The sequence below is a fragment of the Paenibacillus sp. WLX1005 genome (assembly GCF_046603685.1).
Lineage (GTDB): Bacteria > Bacillota > Bacilli > Paenibacillales > Paenibacillaceae > Saccharibacillus.
In genome coordinates, this window is the sequence record NZ_CP176756.1 from 2,419,392 (window position 1) to 2,442,709 (window position 23,318).

Below are 23,318 nucleotides of genomic sequence, written 5' to 3' on the forward strand. Positions count from 1 at the left end.
CGCAAAACTGACTTCAGGAGGAATGGCCACTTGTTTACCACTAAAGAGGAATTTAAACAGATTTTTCAAGATAATGTTGTTTCCAAATTGGGCAAGCCGCTGGAGGAAGTCTCGCACGAAGATGTGTATACGATTCTAAGCCGGATGATGAGGGAATTTGCTGGTCGTGAATGGGCGGCAACGAATCGGGAGTTGCGCCAAGATCAGGAGAAGCAGGTATATTATCTGTCACTTGAGTTTCTAATTGGCCGTTTGCTCGGTAATAACTTGCTCAATATGGGCATGTTCCATATCGTGCAGGATGGGCTAGCTGAGTTGGGAATTTCGCTGGACGATATTGAGGAGCAGGAAGCGGATGCTGGTCTCGGCAACGGTGGTCTTGGTCGTTTGGCTGCCTGTTTCCTCGATTCACTGGCATCGCTTGGTTATGCCGGACACGGCTGCGGTATCCGTTATCGGTATGGTTTGTTCGAGCAGAAGATTGTAGACGAGAATCAGGTGGAACTGCCGGATGATTGGCTGCAAAAAGGATTTGAATGGGAAGTTCGCCGTGCCGATCGCCGAGTCGAAGTACGATTCGGTGGGCAAGTAGAGACGCGGGAAGAAGAGGGGCAATTGCGCTTCTCCCTGCGCGACTATGAAGCGGTATGGGCGATTCCATATGATGTGCCAGTTATCGGCTATCGTGGTGGTAAGGATGATTACCATATCAATACGTTACGATTGTGGAGTGCTGAACCGGTTCGTGAGATGGCGAATCGCAATCTAGGCGGTTCCAGCAACTATTACAGCTATCTCAACTACAATCGTTCGGTAGAATCGATCTCTGAGTTTCTGTATCCTGACGATTCTCATTATGAAGGACGTTTGCTGCGCTTGAAGCAGCAATACTTCCTCTGCTCCGCTGGATTGCAGAGTATTCTGCGTACGTATGACAAGCTGAATGTAAGCTACGATCAGCTGCCAGACAAGATTGCCATTCATATCAATGATACGCATCCGACGCTCGTAATCCCTGAGCTGATGCGTATTCTGATGGATGAGAAGGGCTATAGCTGGGATCGTGCATGGGATATTACGACACGAACGGTGTCGTATACAAACCATACGATTTTAAGCGAAGCATTGGAAAAGTGGCCTGCTCAGATGATTCGTGATCTGACACCACGTGTGTATATGATTATCGATGAAATCAATGCACGTTTCTGCCGTTTGCTCATGGATAAGTACCCGGATGATCCAGATCGGGTTGCACATATGGCAATCGTTTACGATGATCAGGTAAAAATGGCGCATCTGGCGATTGCGGGCAGTTATAGCATCAATGGAGTGGCTGCGCTGCATACCGATATTTTGAAAGAGCGCGAGATGCGTAATTTCTACGAATTGTATCCACAGCGCTTCAACAATAAGACGAATGGCATTACGCATCGTCGCTGGCTTATGCACGCCAATCCGCAGCTCAGCGATCTGATTAGCGAATCAATTGGCAAGCGTTGGATTACACATCCGCAGGAATTGACGAATTTGATCAAATTCAGTGAAGATGCGTCCTTCCAGCAGCAAGTCGCGGGCATCAAGCAGCATAACAAGCAGCGACTGGCTCAATACATTGAGCAGAAGTACGGAACAGTTGTGAATACGGAATCGATCTTCGATGTGCAGATTAAGCGTCTGCATGCGTACAAACGCCAATTGCTTAATATTTTGCATGTGATGTACTTGTATAATCAGATTAAGTCTATGCCATCGCAGAGCACCGTGCCGCGTACGTTTATCTTTGGAGCCAAAGCAGCTCCGGGTTATTATCTGGCAAAAAGCACGATCAAGTTGATCAATCGGGTCGCCAATGTTGTTAACAACGATCCAGATGTGAAGGATAAATTGAACGTCTTTTTCCTAGAAAATTACTCGGTATCGCTTGCCGAGAAGATTATCCCCGCAGCCGATATTAGCGAGCAAATCTCGACCGCCAGCAAAGAAGCTTCCGGTACGGGCAATATGAAGCTGATGATGAACGGCGCGCTGACCATAGGTACGATGGACGGGGCGAATGTGGAGATGTTCGAGATGCTGGGCAATGCCAATATGTTCATCTTTGGACTGAGTGCCGATGAAGTGATGAATTATTACCAGCATGGTGGTTATGTGGCGCGTGATGTGTACAATAGCGATCCACGTATCCGCGAAGTGGTCGATCAATTGGTCGTACCGGGAGCGTTTGCATACAACTCGTATGAGTTTGAATCGTTGTATCGTTCACTATTAGATGGCAATGACGAGTACTTTATGCTCAAGGACTTCGACTCTTATGCAGAATCGCATGTGCAGATCGAAGCCGCCTATCGCAACCAGAAGGAATGGCTCAAAAAGTCGATCCACAACATCGCTCATTCCGGCAAATTCTCCAGCGACCGCACGATTAGTCAATACGCGGCAGAGATCTGGAAGATCAAGCCAATCCATTAGCAGTTCAGATGATCAACACCGGTGCAGGATACTCTCTGCACTGGTGTTTCTTTTATAATGGATGGACGTTCTACAGGTAGACATACATATTACGTTCAAAACGATGGGCAGGCTTTAACTTGTCGCATTCTATCGCTGCATATGCTTGTCCAGCACCACCCGTTCACCACCGCTTCGCCGACTGCTATATTGCTTCGGCGTCATCCCAACAACCTTTTTAAAAATCTTCGTAAAATAACTCTGATCGTGAAACTGCAACATCGCTGCAATCTCTGCAAACGCATAATGGGAACTGATCATCAGTCGCTGTGCTTCCTGCACACGAACCTGCTGTAGAAATTCCACTGGCGATACACCTGTTTCCTGCTTAAAACGCCGTGACAAATAATCTCCGCTCAATCCCGCCGCTTCTGCCAGTTGTTCCAATTGCACGGGCTCATACAGATGATTGAACATATAATTTCGCGACTTATTCACTTCCTCCGAATACTGCTGCCGCTGACTTTCCAGCACGCGATCTACAAAATCGGTATGGCACTTCCGCAGCACATCCTGTACCTCTGCCGGATTCTGACATTCCTCAACACCCTGAATGTAAAAATCACTCAGTGTATACCCAATCTCTGCATTCACCCCGCCATCCATCGCTGCCCGTGTAGCAAGAGTAATGGAGCAAATCGCCAGATTTTTCTCGCTGCGCAGCAGGCTTTTTTTGGATAGCACGCCTAGCTTTTCTGTTGGAAATCCCAGCTCCCAGCGTACCAGATCTTCTTTACGCCCATCACGAATGTATTGCATGAAGATTTTCTCCATCTCCGGGTTATGATGATAGGTCGTTTGCGGATAATGCTCATATTCATCATAAGGGGAGGGAAGGGGCGTTCGCTGGGTTGCCTGCTGGATATGAATATGCAGATTATGCTGAATCACCGCCGCAATATCGAGCTGCTCCTGATATAGCATATAATGAATCATTACCGCTGCATTATAAATACGCTCCTTCGAGATCAGCGGCACCTGATGGTAAAAGTCCTGAATGACATCCTGCTGTCGAAAGGACAGATGATAATCGCGAATAATCCCATTGACCAGCTCATCCGGCACAATCGCATGGAAAAAAGGTCCGGCAATCAACGTTCCTTCCTCCGTATCAGCGTCCCTCAGCGGAATAGTCAAATAATGCTCCAGCACATTGGTCGCCCGCACAGCCGGATAACGATCATGTTCCGATACCCGTGTCGCCAGCAACGATAACGTCTGTTCTTGACTTTCGTATATCGGATTAAAGGGACGCGCTGGATGCTGCTCCAGCAGTTGCCCCTTTTGATCCACTACATAGAGAGTAACCTGATATTCCGTATGAAGAAGTTTAAGCAAAAAGCGCAATGTATTACTAAATGACGGTTGCATGGTGCTACCCTCCATTTCTATCGAATAGATGCTGATCTATATGGTATCTAACGTATTCAGATTGTATCCAGAACTACACATTTATGAATGTAGCCAATGAGTTGTTATAGCAATCCTTATCTTTTGCAATCCAAATCCAGAATGTACAATTTCTGCAATTCTGTCGAGGAAGAAGAGATGGAGCTGCTCTCAATTCGCATATATTGTCTGTTATTTTACCAAAAAAGCAGGAATATAACCATAAATCAAATCCCTAAACGCCTACATTAATACTGTAAGCTGTATCACACTGCAATACCGAATACAGCAGGTTCACTTATTACAACGAAATGAGGATGATCCCAATGACAAATGTACAACATACGGAGACTCAGGAATTAGCGGCACTTGTAGCGCCTTATCATAAAACAGGTGTAACACCGCGTAGTGAAGAACATATCACTGCGGCGGTTGAGGAACTGCTTGGTCAGATGACACTGGCAGAGAAGATCGGTCAGATGAGCCAGTGCGCCGATTCAGAATTTGCTTTTGGTGGAGATGTAGAAGCCGATCCAACCGATATTTTGGTGCGGGAGGGACGTGTTGGTTCCATTCTGGGTGCATTCAATAGCCGCCGTACGTTTGATTTGCAAAAGCTGTCGGTCGAGCAATCTCGTCTACGCATTCCGCTGTTATTCAATGCAGATGTGATCCACGGCTACCAGACGATTTTCCCAATTCCGCTCGGCTGGGCAAGTAGCTGGGATTTGCAGCAGATTAAAAATGCCTGCGTCATCGCCGCTCGTGAAGCGACTGCATCTGGTATTACGTATAATCACGCACCGATGGTCGATATTACGCGCGATGCACGCTGGGGACGTGTAATGGAAGGCGCAGGAGAAGATCCATATTTGGGTTCCTTGATTGCCAAAGCTCAGGTAGAAGGCTTCCAAGGTGAAGATCTGTTCAGCGAAGAAACACTGATTGCTTGCCTGAAGCACTTTGTCGCTTATGGTGCATCCGAATCCGGTCGTGATTATAATACAGTCGATATTTCCGAATGGACGCTGCGCAATGTGTACTTGCCACCGTTCAAAGCTGGTCTGGAAGCAGGCTCCGCTTCGGTCATGAACGCATTTAACTTTTACAATGGCGTACCGATTGCCGGTAACAAATTCATTCTGAATGATCTGCTGCGCAAAGAGCTTGGCTTTGACGGTATGCTGATCTCTGACTATGGAGCGATGGATGAGATTTATATTCACGGCGCCGCTCGTGATCGCAAAGAAGCAGCGCGCATGTCGCTGGATGCAACGATGGATATTGAGATGGTGACACAGCTGTATGAACAGTATTTGCCGGACCTGATCGCTGAAGGTAAAGTGGACATTGCTCAAGTAGACGCTGCCGTACGCCGCATTCTGACGTACAAATACGTGATCGGTATTATGGATGATCCGTTCCGTTATATTCGTCCTGACAAAGAAGCGGAATACCATTTCCATCCAGAGCATCTGCAAGCAAGTCTGGAGCTGGCACGTAAATCAATTGTCCTGCTCAAAAATGAAAATCGTATCCTACCGCTGTCCAAAACAAGCGTACTGAACGGTGACAGCACGATCGCCCTGATCGGTCCATTCGCAGATAGCAAAGACTTGCTCGGCGCATGGCAATTCTCCCGTTACGGTGAACAAACTGTAACCTTGCGTGAAGGTTTCCAGGCAAAAGGCATCAGCGACGACAAGCTGCTGTACGCACAGGGTAGCGCAGTAAACGAAGCTATCTCCGGTGGCATCGAGCAAGCGCTGCAAACTGCCCGTCAAGCCGATGTAGTCGTACTTGCACTGGGCGAAGATAGCGAAATGTCTGGCGAAGCTGCATCGCGTATGGACATCACCATTCCCGCACCACAGCAAAAGCTGGCGGAAGCAATCGTTAAGCTGGGCAAACCAGTCATTCTCGTATTGACCAATGGACGCCCACTCGTGCTGGACTGGTATGAACAAAACGTCGATGCCATCGTCGAAACATGGTTCCTCGGCTCGCAAGCCGGTCATGCCATCGCCGATGTCCTGCTGGGTGATTACAACCCATCCGGTAAACTCACGATGAGCTTCCCGAAACATGGCGGACAAACGCCAATTTACTACAACCGTTTCAATACCGGACGCCCGCTGAATGACCAAAACAAAGACGAGAAATACATTTCCAAATACTTGGACGGCCCTAACGATCCACTGTATCCATTCGGTTACGGTCTAAGCTACACCAACTTTACCTATTCCGCCTTGAAATTGGATCGGGATATCATCAAACGCGGCGAATCCATCACCGTGCGTGCAACTGTCACCAATACAGGGAACGCAGCAGGCGAAGAAACCGTACAAATGTACATCCAAGATCTGTACGGCAGCACCGTCCGCCCAGTCAAAGAACTCAAAGGCTTCCGCAAAATCCAACTAGCTCCGGGTCAAAGCACACAAGTCGAATTCAAAATCTCTGAATCCGACCTGCAATACTGCAACGCGAAGCTCCAATGGATCGCCGAAGAAGGCGAATTCAAAGTATTCGTCGGCACCAACTCCAACGAAGTCATCGAACGCACCTTTGAACTCATCTAATTGCCTTTCAAGACATCTAATCCTTGAATTAATCTAAAAATAGTTCTCTTTTGAATCTTTTTGATTAAATATAGCCTTTTAAAGGGATAAAGCCTGCCATCACTACAAGCAGCCTTTATCCCTTTATTTGATCCAAATACAATCACCAAACCAATTATTAAAAAAATGAACATCCAACCCCCAACGTCCTATATCAAAATAACGCCAAACTAAGCCACCACTCCAATCCCCCAAATCACCATCCAACTATCATCACATCCAGAATAATCCCTATACTTCAAGCCCATATCCTCACACGCCCACCAACCCTACCACCTTCCTCATCACCAAGATCTTCTCCCTACCACTACCCACTACAATGTTGTGTGTGCGGCGGAGCGGAGGGGGAGGAAAAATGCCATAAGGTCGACTTTGGAGAGTGGAGTTTTTACCGCTCACTACCTCATCCGTAAAAACTCCACTCTCCACCGGAGACCGTTGGCATTTTCCTCCCCCGCAGCGGTCCCCCTCACACCCAATATATCCATCCATTTCAATCCGTCCAAAGTAACAATTACACACTCCCACTCGAAAAGGCTTACAAAAACGGTTGTCATTTTATGTCGGCTATGTTAGTATGAAAATATAGAAACCAAAAACACGGATTGTTACTGAGTAATCAGGCAAAACCGAAACTGACAATAGTGTCAATTTTGGTTTTGCCTTTTTGAGCATTCATATAAAAAGGTGATGAAGATGAGGATATCGCAGGTTCTGAATAACAATGTCGTCACCGTTGTTGATTCCGGCAAACAGGAACTGGTCGTTATGGGCAGGGGCATCGGATTCAAAAAACATCCAGATGACTTGGTTGATGAAGCGAAGATTGAAAAGGTATTCAAGCTGGAAAATAAAGAGATCTCAGACAAGCTGACCGCGTTGCTATCGGACATTCCGATGGAGTATGTGGAATGCTCAGACGAGATTATCCGATACGCACAGACGGTACTGGGCAGCCAGCTTCATGACAGCATCTATATTTCGCTTACCGATCATATCCATTTTGCGATTGAACGGCACCGACAAGGATTGGAAATCAAGAACGCCCTGTTATGGGAAATCAAAAAGCTGTACCGCAAAGAGTATTACATTGGAATCAAGGCACTCCAGATGATCGAAGATATGCTGGGCGTCTCGCTTCCCGAAGATGAAGGCGGCTTCATTGCACTGCATTTTGTCAATTCTCAGCTCAATGGACAGATGAGCGAAACTGTTAGCATGACGAATATCGTCAAGGATGTGCTGCGGATCGTAACTCGCCATTTTGTGATCGAGCTGGATGAGGAATCGCTGAATTACTTCCGCTTCCTCACGCATTTGAAATTTTTTGCCCAGCGTGTCATTAGTGGCACAGCAAGCGAGCAGGGGGATAGCCCGCTGCACGATATGGTCAAAAATCAGTACCCTCAGGCATATGCCTGTGCGCTGAAAATTCAGGACTACACGCGCAAGATTCATCAGCGTGACCTGTCCAATGAAGAACTGCTGTACCTGACCATTCATATCGAACGGGTCACCAAAAAGGAACATGTCGATTCATCAGAAAGCAATTGAATACCGGCTAGAGGGATTGTTACTTTGGGTAGGCAAAACCTAAATGTCGAAGAATGTTTACATCAAAATGTGCGGATGTTGCGCACCGATGGTATCATTCCTCTGCATTTAGGTTTTTTTATATCCTAAAATGGATTACAAACATGTAGAACAGCAATATAGAGGAGTGTTCATTGTGGATAAAGCAAAAGTAGCTCAGGACGTATTGAAACTAGTAGGCGGCGAGCAAAACGTAGATCAGGTGACTCACTGTATGACGCGTTTGCGTTTTAACCTGCATGATGATAACAAAGCAGACAAAGCACAACTGGAGAAAACAGAAGGCGTTATGGGCGTGATGAAAAATGGCGGTCAATTCCAAGTGATCATCGGTAACGAAGTAGCTGGTGTATACAAAGAAATGACTGCAAAGATGTCTGGCGGCGGTGCCAAACAAGCACCAGTAGAAGGCGCAGCTCCCGAGCAAAAACGTAACGTAATCAGCGCACTGTTCGACTTCATTTCCGGTATCTTTACACCGATCCTGCCAGCGATTACTGGTGCAGGTATGATCAAAGGGATCGTGGCAATTCTAGTCGCACTTGGCTGGATGTCCAGTACAAGCTCGACGTACATTATTTTGTCAGCGATTGGCGATGGGGCGTTCTACTTCCTGCCGATTATTCTCGCTGTTAGTGCTTCACGCAAGCTTGGCAGTAACATTTATATCGGGGCGGCATTGGCTGCTGCGATTATGCACCCGACGATTACAGCATTGCTGTCTTCTGGTGAGAGCGTAAGCTTTGCTAGCATTCCAGTCATTGCAGCAACATACTCATCGACGGTTATCCCAATCGTTATTGCAATCTGGATCGCATCGTATGTAGAAAAAGCAGTTGATCGCATTACCCATTCTTCTATTAAATTGCTCGTCGTACCAACGGTTACTTTGCTGATTATGGTTCCACTGACGTTAATCGCAATTGGACCACTGGGTTCGATTATCGGTAACGGACTGTCAGGCGGTATCTCGTGGTTGTTTGATAATATGTCGATTGTTGCAAGTATTCTGATTGGCGGTACAATGTCCCTGCTGATCATCACTGGTATGCATTATGCCTTGCTGCCAATCATCGTTGGTTCGATGACATCGCTTGGTTATGACTTTATCATTCCATTGATGTTTGCAGCGAACTGGGCACAAGCAGGTAGCGCATTTGGTGTCGGTCTACGTTCCAAAAATGGTAAAACCAAATCGCTCGGCTTCTCAACTGGTCTGACAGCGGTTATGGGGATTACAGAACCGGCAATGTACGGTGTAAACATGAGATTCAAAAAGCCGTTTATCGCCGCTCTGTCTGGTGGTGCCATCGGTGGTGCCTTTATGGGAATCTTTCACGTCAAAGCTTATGTTATTACCGGTCTGGTCGGTTTACCTAGTGTGGCTGCATTTATTAGCCCATCGATCAGTACACTGATCTATGCAATCGTTGGTGGTTTGATTGCACTGGTTGCCGCAGCGGTTATTACGTACATTATTGGAATTAAAGAAGACGTACAACAAGAAGCAGAAGTGGCTGCTGTAACAGAGCAACCGTCTACTAATGCAGCGGAACAAGCAGACGCTGTAGCAGCGACTCTGATCGAGAACGAAACGGCTCCACGCGCGATGAAAGCTACTCAAATTCTGAGCCCGATGAATGGCGAAGTGAAACCGCTAAGCGAAGTACCTGACCCTGCATTTGCTGAAGAAATTATGGGTAAAGGCGTAGCGATTGAGCCATCCGAAGGACGCGTTGTCTCACCAGTTAACGGTACGGTATTCTCAGTATCCAAAAGCGGTCACGCGATTGGACTCGTTAGTGAAGACGGTACAGAAATGCTGATCCACATCGGTATCGATACGGTGAAGCTAAAAGGCAAACATTTCACGCCACACGCTCGTTCCGGTCAAGAGATCAAAATCGGTGATCTGTTGATGGAATTTGATCTGGAAGCAGTACGTAGCGAAGGCTATGCGACAATCACACCAGTCATCGTGACCAATATCCACGATTACAACAATCTGGATCGTGCTGATCATGTACAAGTGCAACAGGGTGATCTGCTCTACAAGTTGAACTAATACAGTAGAATGTAACATCAATTGCAATATCGATAGGTTTTAGCTTTAGTACGAATTGCAAAACTGATGATGGTATGTATTCCAAATCAGACAAATCAGTTATCACCTGCCATTCATCGTTCCTATCCAAAGAATCAATAGAATGCCAAAAGCCTGTAACCGAAGCGCATGATGAAGATGCGCAGGTTACAGGCTTTTTTCGTTTGATTGAAGGAAAATACAGTAGTACGTGCAGCAATACATGAGCAAGATACCTGCTACATACAAGCTTCTATCCTGACAAGATAAGCGTAGTAACAGTACAGTTTACAGATCGCCGCTGAACATTTTGATCACGACAATACCGCCCCATACAATCACGATACCAAGTGCTGCGTATAACCGATCTTTTACAGATGGATTCAATGGTCTAACCCCTTTGTTCATTTTGTGATAACCTCACATCATATGACCACATTGTACCAGACTGACAGAATGCCGCAAGCGAATTTGCGAAAAAAGAGGACAAGTGTAAGAGTATGATGATGCTGTAGTGTAGTCTGGAATTATAATCAAATAGGGATAACGCCCAGTATTGGTGTGTGGCAAGATCATCGTACTGAAAATATAACCATTGTTGTTAGGTGGTATAGTACTGCAATAGTGGCTATGCTCGTTATCCATACTTTATTATCGGAAGATCTGCCGAAACGAATAAGAGCCAAACGCTACTTAAAAGCAAGTAGCGTTTGGCTTTTTTGTTAGTGATATAGTTTGAATAATTTATACTTTCGATACGCTCATAGCAGGTGACGCTTTGGTAGAAGCTGTATTCGTTGCTCCAACCGGATCGCGTCGTCTGCGGTCATTGGATAGCCCGAAGATCGAGATGATCGTAATAATCAGTACGATAGCACTCAGGAAATAATACGTATTCTGAAAACCAATATTGGTGTACATCTGACCGGCGATACTGGAGAAGATAACGATTGCTGCCTGCTTGGCAAAGTTGAATGCCAGCAGGTAGATCGTTGCTGAAAGTCGTACATCAAATACACCGGTGATGTATTTGAAGATGGATACGAGCAATAACGGCATTTCGACAGCGGCAATCAGGCGCAGCAGTGACAAGCTAATGGTATCGGTTGCAATAGCGCTCCCAAAGATGCGAACAAAGGTCAACAAACCGAATAATAGCAGTCCATTTTTGGCACCGATGCGATTGATGATCCATGGCATGAAGATCATCAGCACGGCTTCAATTGCTGTTTGCAGCGATACTAGCTCACTGAAGCGCTGTGTACCGATCTGAGTCGTTGGGAAGAACTGATTGTAATAGTTCGGGAATTGCTGGTCAAAGACATCGTATACACTCGCCGTACCGACAATCAGTAAGGAAAGGAACCAGAAGTTTTTCAGCTTGAAGATGGAGAAGACGCGTTCCTTCGTAATCTCGCTGCCACCATCACCTGGTTCTGCGGCTTCAGCTGCTGCGGTAGATGGATCGACTTTAACTGTTTTTAACAGAATACCGAGAATGGCTGCCGAACCAGAAGCAAACCAGAAAATGCTAATCGGATTCGCTAGATACATCATACCGCCGATCAATGTCGCCGTTGCACCAGCGATCGAACCGAACAGACGCACGCGACCATACTCAATCGAACTAGCGCGACTGGCACGCTCGATGTATGCTTCTACCACACCGACACCTGCTTGGAATACAGCACTGAGATAAATACCACCGATGATGGCACCGACCCAGATATTGTATTTTAGCAGCGGGATGAACAGCCAAGTGAAGAATGGACCCATCAACAGTGCCGCAACTACTACAAACCAGAATAGATTTTTGCGGAATCCGAGTTTATCGGAGATGACGCCGAAGAATGGTTGATAGCACAGTGCAATCAGCGAAATTGCCGAGAAGACCAGCCCGGTATGACCAGCATCCAGTCCCGCTTCTTCCTTGAGCCAGATTGGCAAAAAGGCAAGTACGACTGCCCAGATTAAGAAATAGAAGAAAAACAAACCGCCAAAGTTCCAGAAGTTCCATTTTGGTAATTTCAGATTACGTATATTCATGATATTGCCTCCTATCCACAGTACTGCTACGCCGTTTGGTTTATGTAGGGCGAGCAGTGAAGCTTATTTGGTTATCCCGTATGAAATGATGAATCTACTGTCGCCCTATTCCCGTCAGAGAATGGAAGACGAGAACAGGACGACAGCTTGAACATTGAACATGCATTTGACTGCCCAAAGCTGATCATTGTGCGATGGACAAGCAGGTTCTATAAAGTGTCTTATGGTGCTCAAGAATGAACGAATCCTTCGTCTGGTACTGGCTTGCCAAAGTTCGGCGTACCATCTTCGTTCCAAGAGATTAGCTGCGCACGAGTGTGGCGATTAGGATCGTACAGCGGATCGCCAACGATCTCGGTATAGTTACGTGCATGATAGATCAGTACGTCATGCTGATCATCCTCAGTACGTGTGAAGCTGTTATGACCTGGACCGTATTGACCATTTTCCGGTGCGCTACGGAAGACTGGCTGCTCCGATTTGTGCCACGAGTTTATATCCAGCAGATCGCTGTTCTCGTCAGCGGTGAGCAGACCCATGCAATAGTTGATGTCTGTTGCACTCGCGGAATACGTAATGTAGATTTTGCCGTTCTTTTTCAATACAGCAGGACCTTCGTTTACGAGGAAGCCGATAATCTCCCAATCCAGTTCAGGTTTGGTCAGCATCAATTGCGGACCTTTGAGTGTCCATGGGTTCTCCATTTCGGAAATGTACAGATTGGAGTTGCCCGGAATGTCATAATCACGCTGTGCCCAAACATAGTACAGTTTGTCGTTGTGCTGGAACGTCGTTGCATCTAGTGCGAACGATTCCCACTCTGTCACGACCTGTCCTTTTTCTACCCATTCGCCTTCTAATGGATTACTGGAACCGTTCTCAATCACATACATGCGATGGTTGAACGTATCGTTGACCGGATGATCGACATTCGCTGCGGCGAAGTAGATATACCATTTACCGTGAATATAATGAATTTCCGGTGCCCAGATTAGCTGGCTGAGTGGACCTTCGTCATGCTTGCGCCATACGGTAACTGCGGGCGCTTCAGCGATACCTTGAATGGTTTTGGAACGGCGAACTTCCAGACGATCGTATTGCGGCACGGAAGCAGTAAAGTAGTAGTAACCGTCCGTATGTTTGTACACCCACGGATCGGCACGCTGCTCAACGACCGGGTTTTTGAAAGAGTATTCTGAATTCATACTTGGACAACTCCTTTTATAAAGTGGAATCATGTCGGCATAGTCATGTAAACGCCTGCAAACAAAGGATGAGGAGTAGTTCTGATAGGCATAGTTCCGCTGCATTGCAAAATATACAGATCAATAGAAATGAATACGGCATATCTTATGTAGAAAGCAATGCGTATCACTAACCCTTAATGCAACTATACACTCTTTGCGAGGGAACGCTTACATACACCAACAAAATAAATGTACGTACAAATATAATTAATATAAACATTAATAATAAATATTTACGTACATGATATGATTAAATCCTAGCACTTTTGCTTACCGAAATCAACACTCTGACGGAACTTTGCAAAACGAAATGCAGCATGCCTATTCTTCAATAGAGAAGGATGTCTGTTTTGACGCGGAAATCCCTACTCTTGTACGTACATCGTTTTTGCGAGAATTTCCTTAACACAAGCAGCTAAACAAATGGGTGTCTGCGGTCGATATAAACATATATATCATGGATTTGTAAGCCAGAAACCAGTTGAGGAGCTAAACGCTATGAAAATCGAGCTTATTGTCTTTTACGTGGCGAATCAGCCGTATGCAATCAGCTTTAATGAGATTGAAGAAATTCAAACTTCCAAAAAAGGCACACCGTTGCCGTTTGCCGAAGAATGGCATGAAGGTCTGATCACGATTCGTGGATCACTGTATCCGCTTGTGAATCTGCGCAAACTGATGGCAGTATCTTATGACGGTCCCAAAGACACCGACAAGATGATTCTGCTCAGTCGTGCTCGGGTTGCCCTGCTTGTAGACGAGCTGGATAATACAGCGATTGTGGACGAAAGTGATCTGCGGGAAAATCCAGAAGTGAACAGCCGCGATATTTTACCGAACGCGTTTGAAACGGATGGCGGCAAAATTGTACCAATCGTGAATGTAGAGACACTGCTGGCATACACACGCAGCTCGTACGTATAAGTCGGGATATATGTAATCACGTAGCTTCATTGGTACGATGTTAAGCAATAATCGAAATGAATACGTAGCTAATGAATCCCTTGTTCTCCTAAACTGTCGCTTGTAATGAGCGATAGATGGGAGAACAGGGGATTTTGGCGTTGATTTGTAAAAGGTGATTTTACCGTATGTTCGCATCTGGGTGTGAAATCTCGTATAATGAAATGAAATCCTTTCGTTGGCTATACGGATTAGCGTCCCTCTCTACATTTGCTTTATGATGAACAGAGAGTTATCGAATACGTCACAATCTACGCCTCCTTGGAGCGGATGGATGTTCTTATATGCAATGGTTGTATAGTCTCATAGGAAGAGGATGAACGGTAACCTCTATGTGTAATATGCAACATTGCTTATCTTCTCCGAAAGGAATGAATACGATGAATCAACAACTTTTCAACGATAGAGACGCACGTCGACATGGACGTGGCAAATGGATGCTTCCCGGCGCGATAGTACTTAGCGGCAGCTTGCTGCTAAGCGCATGCAGTTCGGCAACTAGTACGGATGCAGCTGCTGAGACGACGCCTAATACCAATACTACAGAAGCGTCATCTGCGGGAACATCAACGAATGGCGCAACTACAAATAGTTCGGCTTCGATTGATTATGCCTTTACATCGCAGGGGCAAGATGCTGAAGGTATGGTCTTGGATGCGATCAAAGGTGCAACGACATCTATCGATCTAGCTATGTACAATCTGTCACGCGGCAAAATCATTGATGCCCTCGAAGAAGCCAAACAGCGCGGAGTAGACGTACGTATCATTAGCGAACAAACCAAAGTGACCACAGCAGATCTACAGCCATTATTAGATGCTGGCATTCCGATCAAAACCAATACCTTTGACGGCAAAATGCACGAAAAATTAATGCTGATCGATGGGAAAACCGCACTCACTGGTTCGTTCAACTATACAAAGGCATCCAGCGAACAAAATGATGAGATGATTATCAATATCCACGATCCATCGCTAGTGGGCGAATGGGTAACGATATTCGATCAAATGTGGAATGATACGCAGCGTTACGGGGATTGGACAGGGGAATGAGCTATTTGCTATAAACATGATACACGGATTGCTATACCTTCAAATGAAGTGTCTACGTAAAAGAGTACTGTTGTTGAGACAGTACTCTTTTGCTTATATGGACAACAGGCTTTTCCAGATCGAATTGTGCTAAACTAGAACTAGTTATTTGATATCCATTCCAATATACATACAAAGGAGCGAACCCTATGAAAATTGAAGACGTATTTGGACAACTGCCCGTACTGGAGACGGAAAGGCTGATTTTGCGACCGCTCAAATGGGAAGACCGAGACGATATGTTTGCTTATGGCTCCGATCCTGAAGTGACGCGCTATGTTACGTGGTATACACATCAAAAAATAGAGGATACGGAAGAATTTATCCGTACTGTTCTGCATAACTATGAAACTGGGCAACTCGCTCCATGGGCTGTCGAAGAGAAAGCTTCCGGCAAAATGATTGGCACCGCCGGTTACGTTGGCTGGCAAACACGCCATTTCCGTGGTGAGATTGGGTATGCACTTGCACGTCCGTATTGGAACCGCGGCTATGCAACCGAAATTACCAAACCTGTTCTGCAATTTGGTTGGGAAAAAATGAAGCTCATTCGGATCGAAGCGCGATGTATGCCCGGCAATATCGGTTCGTCCAAAGTCATGGAAAAGCTTGGCATGCAATATGAAGGCTTATTACGCAAGCATCTGTACGCCAAAGGCAGCTTCCATGATGCCAAAATGTATTCCATTATCCGTGCAGTTGACGATTACATTTGAGAGACGTCATCTATGCTATGCAAACTGAACCATTCTACAATCGACCCCCAGCAAATTGCTCAATTACTGTCGATCTGCATGTGGACAGATGGCGATCTATCGCAGCTACTACGCCAATCGACAGCAGCATACGAACAGTATAGAATCTAAGCGTCTTACGTTTTGGCTGTACACGGTGAAAGGAGAGGCAGATATGGATGGGAATGCAAAACAGGGGTTTCGGTCACCGGAGCAGTCGGACGTGTCACGGCAACAGCTAGAGTTGTATTTATATGATCCGCAGTATTTGGACGATCTGTTAGAATTCACTTTGCCGCCAGAACAGCATCGGTTTACAGCGCTGCCAGCGGAGGTACTATCGATTTCGCTGCGCGATCCTGAACGTCATCCGATTGTAATGGTAGTGAATGGACGCGCTGTTGGTTTTTTCGTCCTGCACGAAGGAGATGGCATCATAACCTATCAATCGTATACAGATACGCCGCCAGACCAATTAATGTTACTACGTGCCCTGCTAGTGGATTCTTCTGAGCAGGGACACGGATATAGCAAGCAGGCGATGAATCGACTGGGAGAATTGGTGCGGAACCAGTTTCCACATATTCGCGAAGTGATTCTAGCTGTCAATGAATTGAATGAACGAGCGTGTCAGGTGTATTTGGCAACTGGATTTGAAGATCGTGATATTCGTCGTCAAGGAGCGCTTGGGTTACAGCGAATATTGCATTATTTGATATGACGGGGGATTCCTATGCAGACAACAATCACGTTTGATACGATTCAGGAGCAGCATTTGCCTGAAGTGTTGGACATTTACAATCATTATGTACAACATACGACTATCTCTTTTCATACTGAGCTACAGACGTTAGAGCAGATGCGTGAGCAGATTTTGCAGGTGCCGGAGCGTTATCGTTCCTATGCCATTTTGGAACAGAACAATGAAGCGGAAGAGCAGAGTGGACAGCAGTTGCTTGGCTACATACTGATCACCCGTCACAAAAATAAGCAGGCGTACGATACGACTGCCGAGATTACCGTCTACTTAAAGCCTGATCAGACAGGCAAAGGGCTTGGAAGCCAGTCGTTAACATTTATCGAGCAAGCGGCTGTAGACAGTGGCTTTCATACGCTGGTAGCGACCGTTTGTACGGAAAATGAAAACAGTATCCGGCTATTTGAACGCCGTGGATATGAGAAATGTGCTCATTTCCGCGAAGTCGGACGCAAATTCGATCGCTGGCTGGATATTGCCAGCTACCAGAAAATTATCGGTAAACAGGAGGAATGAGATGCCCCGCATATTAATCGTTGAAGACGAACACAAAATCTCCCGTCTGCTGCAAATTGAGCTGGAAGCGGAAGGATACGAGGTCACCCAAGCTTACAATGGGGCACAGGCATGGGATATATATCAGGAAGGACAATGGGATCTCGTATTGCTGGATGTGATGCTGCCAGAGATGAGCGGAATCGAGATTTTGCGCCGTATTCGTTCGGTCGATCCCGGTATAATTGTTATTTTGCTGACCGCGCGTGACTCGGTTGAGGACAAAGTTGCCGGGCTGGATCTAGGTGCCAATGATTATGTGACCAAGCCCTTTCAAATTGAAGAGTTGTTGGCTCGGATTCGTGCTTCGCTGCGTTTGCGGGAACAGCAGATCCAAGCGACTTCAGCAGACGTCCATATCGACGGTTGGTTGCAGGCAGCAGATCTGCGCCTGAATGAAGGCACACGCGAAGTGGAGCGTGCTGGACAATCTGTCGAGTTAACACCGCGCGAATTTGATCTGCTCGCGTATCTGCTCAAAAATAAACGTCAGGTATTGAATCGTGACCAGATTCTGGCGGCGGTCTGGGGTTACGATTATTATGGCGATACGAATGTGGTGGATGTCTACATCCGCTATGTGCGCAAAAAGATTGATCACGGTCATCAGCATGAGTTAATCCAGACCGTACGCGGCGTTGGCTACGCACTGCGAGAGCCATCATGAAGCTTCGTCACAAGATTCACTTATACTCGTCGGTCTTGTTTGCGTTACTGTTTATTGCGACCAATGTGCTTGTTTACTTTGTATTCAGTACCTTGACTATCCGTGAACAACAGAATCGCATCGAATCGCAGACAAGCAAGACAGCCGATAACATCCGTCTGTCATCGGCAGATACACAGGCAGCGGATCTATTGCGTGCGTATGTTCCGCTGGAAGGTATGATTCGCATTGTAACTGAACAAGGAAGCAACTCGCTGCTAGTCACTTCGTCTGGTGAGCAGGAGCTGTCCAAGCGTGCGGTGAGCTACAATGAGAGTCGGGTCTCAGAGGTGTTGAAGATTGGATCTCATCGGTATGTATTTGTATCCGTGCCCGTTATCTGGAGCGATGGACGTGTCGTGGATATTCAAGTGACTGAGAGCTTGCGGCAAACCGAAGAATATTTAAACGTGTTAGAATGGGCTTTGCTCATCGTAACCAGTCTGGCGATGATTCCAGTATTCCTGTCCGGTCAGGTGTTGGGACGGATTGTGATTCGTCCGATTACCGCGCTTACGTCGACGATGAAGGATATTCGTCGCAATGGCAAATTCAAACGCATCGAGCTACCAGAACGTTCGCGTGACGAACTGTATGAGATGGGCGAGAACTTTAACCGTATGATTGATCTGTTGGAAAATAATTATGATAAGCAAAAGCAATTCGTTTCCAACGCTTCCCATGAATTGCGCACCCCGTTAACGATTATCGAGAGCTATGCTAGTCTGTTAAAGCGGCGTGGGTTGGATCGGCCAGATCTATTTGTCGAATCGGTAGAAGCGATTCATTCGGAAGCAGTACGGATGAAAGAAATGACCGAACAGCTTCTGTTGCTTGCTCGCCATGAGGAGCAGTGGAATATGACACTGGAACCAGTTCATCTGCGTCAACAAGCGGAGCAACTGGCTCGTGAATTTCAGCAGGCATATCATCGACAGCTAGAAATTGAGATTGATGAACCTCTGCGTAGTGATGAAGCATTGCTGGTCATCCAGACCGATGCAGGCAAACTGCGTCAGTTGTTATTCATTCTGCTGGATAATGCGCGTAAGTACAGTAGTGACGGTATTACACTCACCCTTTCACTGGATCAGACTGATACATCTTCGCAAGTGGAGCGAGCATCTGTTTCTACTACTACTGCTCAGCGGAATCGATGTATCCGCATTACCGACCGCGGTATCGGTATTCCCGAAAAAGAACTGCCCAAAGTGTTTGATCGCTTTTACCGGGTAGATCAGGCGCGTGTGCGTCAAGATACGGGTGGCTCTGGTCTAGGATTAACGTTGGCGCAGCGTATTGCCGAAGTACTCGGTGGCTCGGTGCGGCTGGAAAGTGTAGAAAATGAAGGCACAACCGCTATCGTTACATTGCCTGCAACGGCGGAACATCTTGCGCTTTTCTCAGCGAATTCTAATTAAACGCCTGTATACTGTTTCTTAAGAGACGGTACACAGGCGTTTTGGCGTTATTGCACCGACGATGGTTGTTGTTATGATGTATCAGAGGGGGAATATGAGATGAAAAGTACAAACAGACGCTGGTGGCTGACCGGAGCGGCTGTATTGATTATAATAGCCTGTGTGTGCATTTTGACGTGGAATACACTTCGCCAAGCACAGCCACAATTGACGGCGGCTCAGATCAATGAACGCGTGCAGGCAGAATACCCGGGACAGATCACACAGATTATTCAGGAAAATGGTACGTATCAGGTGCAATTGAAATCGCAACAGGGAACGTACCTACTCACAATGGACGGACGTAGTGGAGAGATGCAGACGATCAAGCAACTCGAAGCTGCTTCAACACCAGTAGCCGCTGACGCTAATGCAAACAGCAATAACGATACAACAGCGTCTGCTAATACAGATACGAATGGAAATGACAATACTGATGCGACTGGGCAATCAGGTACAACGGGGCAAACTAGCAATCCATCATCTTCGGATTCATCTGCCAAGGATACCAATGAATCAAGCTCATCGCAGGATGATTCCACATCCAGTACATCTTCCAATACAAATGGCAGCACAACTAGCAATTCCAACTCATCCGATTCCACAGATAGCCAGGATTCTAATTCTAAGCCATCCAGTAATACAGGAAGTAGCTCTAATCCACAGGGTTCATCAGGAACGAATACATCCAACAGTTCTCAAGAGGGTAGCAATTCCAAAGGCAATAGCAGTTCAGCAGCGAGTCCGACTCCGTCCGGTTCCAACAATTCAGCAAATCAGTCCAGTTCGTCAAGCAGTCCTGCAAAGGGCAATGCGGATAAAGGAAATTCGTCTAATTCATCCAGTTCCCAATCACCTACTGCCATTTCTGTAACTGAGGCACAAGCAAAACAAATCGCACTGAGTCAGGTGAAAGGCGAAGTGGATGATGTAAAATATGAACACAATTCCAAAAACGGTCAACAATATTATCTGGTCGAAATCGATACACCAGATGATCGCGAAGCTGTCATCCAAATCAATTCCATCACCGGCGCCGTCATGTCAGTTACTTGGGATGATGAAGACGATGATGATGATAAACAAGAATGATCGTGATGAATGAGTCATGATAAGTAGACCACAACTCAGTTGTATTGAAACCAGCTTGTATGACGTCATGTCAGCAGGCTGGTTTTTGATATTTAGCGCATAATCGCAATAGACAATAGTTGACTTCAAGTATGTAACCCACTGTATACACGTATAGGCAAGTATTACATCAAGGGGAGAATTAACGCTTTTCTAATGCTACTCACAATGCATGTAATCTTTCTCATCAATTTCTAATCTGATTATCAGAGTCATCTCATTTGCAGACTTTATATTTATATCATAGCCCGGCAGGCACAACCGGAACACACATCACTTCGGTTGCAGCCAGGCAGATCCAGGCAATAACTTGCAGCGTAACATGGCAGCATAGATAGGGACTTTATTTTACCAGCTTACAGAACATATCGGGTTCCATCGCTGGAGCAACATAAAGATACCATAACATCACGAACTGCCTGGTACAGCCATCAGACCGGCTGGAAAATCAAAAAAATTTAGAAGAATTTAGAGGAGGAACTACACAATGATGAACAAATGGATGAACCGCAAAGCAGGAATTGGCGTACTTACCGCAGCGATTACACTCGGTACAGCAGGTACTGTAGTTGCCGCAACGAATAATAACAATACATCAGGCACAACGCCTACGAACAGCAGTAACTCCACTAGCGTAATTGGCATTCAGCGTGCAGAATCAATCGCTCTGCAACGCGTACCGGGCGGTGTGGTAGACAGCATTGAATTGGAGCGCGACAACGGCAAACTGTACTATGAAGTAGACGTGGATCGCACGAATGCTTCTGATGTAGATGTGCATATTGATGCGCTGACAGGCAGTGTTATCCGTTCGGTAAATGACGATAACGACGATGATGATGCGTATGATCGCAATAACAGCAACTCGTCTGCTACAACAACCAACAATAGCAACCTGAAAATCAAAACTGCTGAGCAAGCCATTGCTGTTGCCAAAACAGCCGTGAATGGTACAGTAACCGATGTAGAGCGTGACCGTGAAAATGGACGCATTCAATACGAAGTAGAACTGAAATTCACTGGTGGTGAAGCAACGGTTGAAGTAGATGCTGCTACTGGTAAAGTCGTAACCGTCGATAAAGACTATGACGATCGTGATGACGACGATAACGACAACGATTAATAACAGTTAATCAAAATCGTATCTTGAGGTAAACATATCAGAGCCGTTGGGGTAACGGCTCTGATGTGCTGGAAGAAACGATACAGGGTACATCGTGAAATCATAAAAGCCAACATGTCGCTGGCAATATACAACAAACCCTCCATCATTGATGGAGGGTTATTTTAATATAACATCAGCAGATGATTATCGAAGGGAATGGTGTTCCAGCAAATCATAACGATTGCGCAACTCAAGGTGGAAACGAATACTTTCCAATAGCAACGGATTGTGTTCCTGTTCTGCTTCGGTCAGACGTTCTTCCTTGATGGAATCGGGGCTGCACAAAAATTGCGTCATCCACAGGGATAAATCAGTATCCTTTTTCATGATGGAGCCCTCCTCGTGATCAGAATCAATGCCGGTAGCGAATATCGCATAAGCAACCGGTACAGTATAGTTACAGATAGGGAACTAGTTGTAAAGGTTGAGGTGTCTGCCTGTCTGTTATTTGTATTGTAGCGCCTGATCTTTAATACAATGTGATGTACTGCTTAAAATTACATTAAAATATACGCATTTTTTTGTAAAATGGTATAGATCTATTGTTTTTGTTTCTATGTATATTGCTTTACGATACTAATCATGCAATCGAAATACATACAAAAGCATAAGAAGATCAAGAAGGAAATAACGAAAAAGCGTTCGCTTCTGTCTGAAAATTCAGAAGAAGCGAACGCTTAGAGATTGTAAGGTTAAGCAGTGTATATAATTCTTATTTCAATACATGTATTACAAATAGCTTAATGAGAATGTACCACTGCTATTACTAGATGTTACCTGAACTGTATAATTGCCTAACCAGCCAGTATTGTTATTGAAGAAGGTATATGAGCTGCTACCGCTATACACTTGATTAGCAACTCTATTTCCTGCACTATCAAATACTCGCAGATAGAATGTACCATAGCTGGATGGATTAACAGTAACAGCAAGTTCTCCACGCAATGTGACTGGAACTAATGCACCATTGACATTTCCTGTAGCCGAACCATTAACCGAAACAGAATCTTGTGAAGTGACCGGAGGGTTGTTTACAGTAACATTAGGTGATTCGGAACTAGCAAAACCTGTAGGTGCTGCGGTCAGAGTGACAGCCAAGGACAGAGCTGATAATAGTGCGATGTTTCTAGTTTTCATAATCATGTCTCCTTCATGTTAGATTTACAACCAACCCCATAATAACTTTAAATTTCATTAAATTCCACTAAATGGAATAATGTTCACATAATAGACAAAATTTTACAATGTGCATAAATGCGTCTATATATG

At 45.7% G+C, this 23,318-nt stretch carries 18 protein-coding genes; 13 read left to right on the forward strand and 5 right to left on the reverse strand.

Annotation, left to right across the window (positions count from 1 at the left end; genetic code table 11):
* The first annotated feature begins 30 nt into the window (after positions 1-30).
* Positions 31-2,469 (forward strand): glycogen/starch/alpha-glucan phosphorylase, encoded by a 2,439-nt coding sequence (locus ACE3MZ_RS10495; RefSeq protein WP_411346377.1) that lies wholly within the window; start codon positions 31-33, stop codon positions 2,467-2,469.
* A gap of 129 nt (positions 2,470-2,598) precedes the next feature.
* On the opposite strand, the gene ACE3MZ_RS10500 is transcribed toward ACE3MZ_RS10495, so the two are convergent.
* On the reverse strand, positions 2,599-3,879 hold the full coding sequence (locus ACE3MZ_RS10500; RefSeq protein WP_411346378.1) for a helix-turn-helix domain-containing protein: 1,281 nt from the start codon (positions 3,877-3,879) through the stop codon (positions 2,599-2,601).
* A gap of 344 nt (positions 3,880-4,223) precedes the next feature.
* On the opposite strand from ACE3MZ_RS10500, the gene bglX reads away from it, so the two are divergent.
* The 3 genes from bglX to ACE3MZ_RS10515 all read left to right on the forward strand — a co-directional run bounded on the left by bglX (position 4,224) and on the right by ACE3MZ_RS10515 (position 10,176).
* Positions 4,224-6,479: a beta-glucosidase BglX gene (gene bglX, locus ACE3MZ_RS10505; protein WP_411346379.1), complete on the forward strand. Its 2,256-nt coding sequence runs from the start codon at positions 4,224-4,226 to the stop codon at positions 6,477-6,479.
* Between the two features lie 735 nt (positions 6,480-7,214).
* Complete coding sequence (gene licT, locus ACE3MZ_RS10510; protein WP_411346380.1) at positions 7,215-8,072, forward strand: BglG family transcription antiterminator LicT; 858 nt, start codon at positions 7,215-7,217, stop codon at positions 8,070-8,072.
* A gap of 175 nt (positions 8,073-8,247) precedes the next feature.
* A complete protein-coding gene (locus ACE3MZ_RS10515) occupies positions 8,248-10,176 on the forward strand; it encodes a beta-glucoside-specific PTS transporter subunit IIABC (protein WP_411346381.1) in 1,929 nt (642 codons plus the stop codon).
* 762 nt (positions 10,177-10,938) lie between these two features.
* On the opposite strand, the gene ACE3MZ_RS10520 is transcribed toward ACE3MZ_RS10515, so the two are convergent.
* Positions 10,939-12,240: an oligosaccharide MFS transporter gene (locus ACE3MZ_RS10520; protein WP_411346382.1), complete on the reverse strand. Its 1,302-nt coding sequence runs from the start codon at positions 12,238-12,240 to the stop codon at positions 10,939-10,941.
* A gap of 230 nt (positions 12,241-12,470) precedes the next feature.
* Positions 12,471-13,445: a family 43 glycosylhydrolase gene (locus ACE3MZ_RS10525; RefSeq protein ID WP_411346383.1), complete on the reverse strand. Its 975-nt coding sequence runs from the start codon at positions 13,443-13,445 to the stop codon at positions 12,471-12,473.
* A gap of 540 nt (positions 13,446-13,985) precedes the next feature.
* Here ACE3MZ_RS10525 and ACE3MZ_RS10530 point away from each other — a divergent pair.
* From ACE3MZ_RS10530 to ACE3MZ_RS10570, 9 genes are all read left to right on the forward strand, one after another.
* Positions 13,986-14,411, forward strand: a complete 426-nt coding sequence (locus ACE3MZ_RS10530; RefSeq protein ID WP_411346384.1) for a chemotaxis protein CheW — start codon at positions 13,986-13,988, stop codon at positions 14,409-14,411.
* Positions 14,412-14,830: 419 nt separating this feature from the next.
* On the forward strand, positions 14,831-15,502 hold the full coding sequence (locus tag ACE3MZ_RS10535) for a phospholipase D-like domain-containing protein (protein ID WP_411346385.1): 672 nt from the start codon (positions 14,831-14,833) through the stop codon (positions 15,500-15,502).
* Positions 15,503-15,690: 188 nt separating this feature from the next.
* On the forward strand, positions 15,691-16,257 hold the full coding sequence (locus ACE3MZ_RS10540) for a GNAT family N-acetyltransferase (RefSeq protein WP_411346386.1): 567 nt from the start codon (positions 15,691-15,693) through the stop codon (positions 16,255-16,257).
* 193 nt (positions 16,258-16,450) lie between these two features.
* Entirely contained in the window at positions 16,451-16,996 is a 546-nt protein-coding gene (locus ACE3MZ_RS10545; protein ID WP_411346387.1) for a GNAT family N-acetyltransferase, read from the forward strand.
* Between the two features lie 12 nt (positions 16,997-17,008).
* Positions 17,009-17,548: a GNAT family N-acetyltransferase gene (locus tag ACE3MZ_RS10550; protein ID WP_411346388.1), complete on the forward strand. Its 540-nt coding sequence runs from the start codon at positions 17,009-17,011 to the stop codon at positions 17,546-17,548.
* Position 17,549: 1 nt separating this feature from the next.
* Positions 17,550-18,254, forward strand: a complete 705-nt coding sequence (locus tag ACE3MZ_RS10555; RefSeq protein WP_411346389.1) for a response regulator transcription factor — start codon at positions 17,550-17,552, stop codon at positions 18,252-18,254.
* Complete coding sequence (locus tag ACE3MZ_RS10560; RefSeq protein WP_411346390.1) at positions 18,251-19,714, forward strand: ATP-binding protein; 1,464 nt, start codon at positions 18,251-18,253, stop codon at positions 19,712-19,714. The genes ACE3MZ_RS10555 and ACE3MZ_RS10560 overlap by 4 nt, the downstream gene beginning before the upstream one ends.
* 99 nt (positions 19,715-19,813) lie before the next feature.
* Positions 19,814-20,845 carry a PepSY domain-containing protein gene (locus ACE3MZ_RS10565; protein ID WP_411346391.1) on the forward strand — a complete coding sequence of 344 codons (1,032 nt, stop codon included), beginning with the start codon at positions 19,814-19,816 and terminating at the stop codon, positions 20,843-20,845.
* Between the two features lie 526 nt (positions 20,846-21,371).
* Positions 21,372-22,007 carry a PepSY domain-containing protein gene (locus ACE3MZ_RS10570; RefSeq protein ID WP_411346392.1) on the forward strand — a complete coding sequence of 212 codons (636 nt, stop codon included), beginning with the start codon at positions 21,372-21,374 and terminating at the stop codon, positions 22,005-22,007.
* Positions 22,008-22,193: 186 nt separating this feature from the next.
* On the opposite strand, the gene ACE3MZ_RS10575 is transcribed toward ACE3MZ_RS10570, so the two are convergent.
* Positions 22,194-22,376, reverse strand: a complete 183-nt coding sequence (locus ACE3MZ_RS10575) for a hypothetical protein (protein ID WP_411346393.1) — start codon at positions 22,374-22,376, stop codon at positions 22,194-22,196.
* Positions 22,377-22,778: 402 nt separating this feature from the next.
* Positions 22,779-23,186 carry a hypothetical protein gene (locus ACE3MZ_RS10580; protein ID WP_411346394.1) on the reverse strand — a complete coding sequence of 136 codons (408 nt, stop codon included), beginning with the start codon at positions 23,184-23,186 and terminating at the stop codon, positions 22,779-22,781.
* Positions 23,187-23,318: the final 132 nt, after the last annotated feature.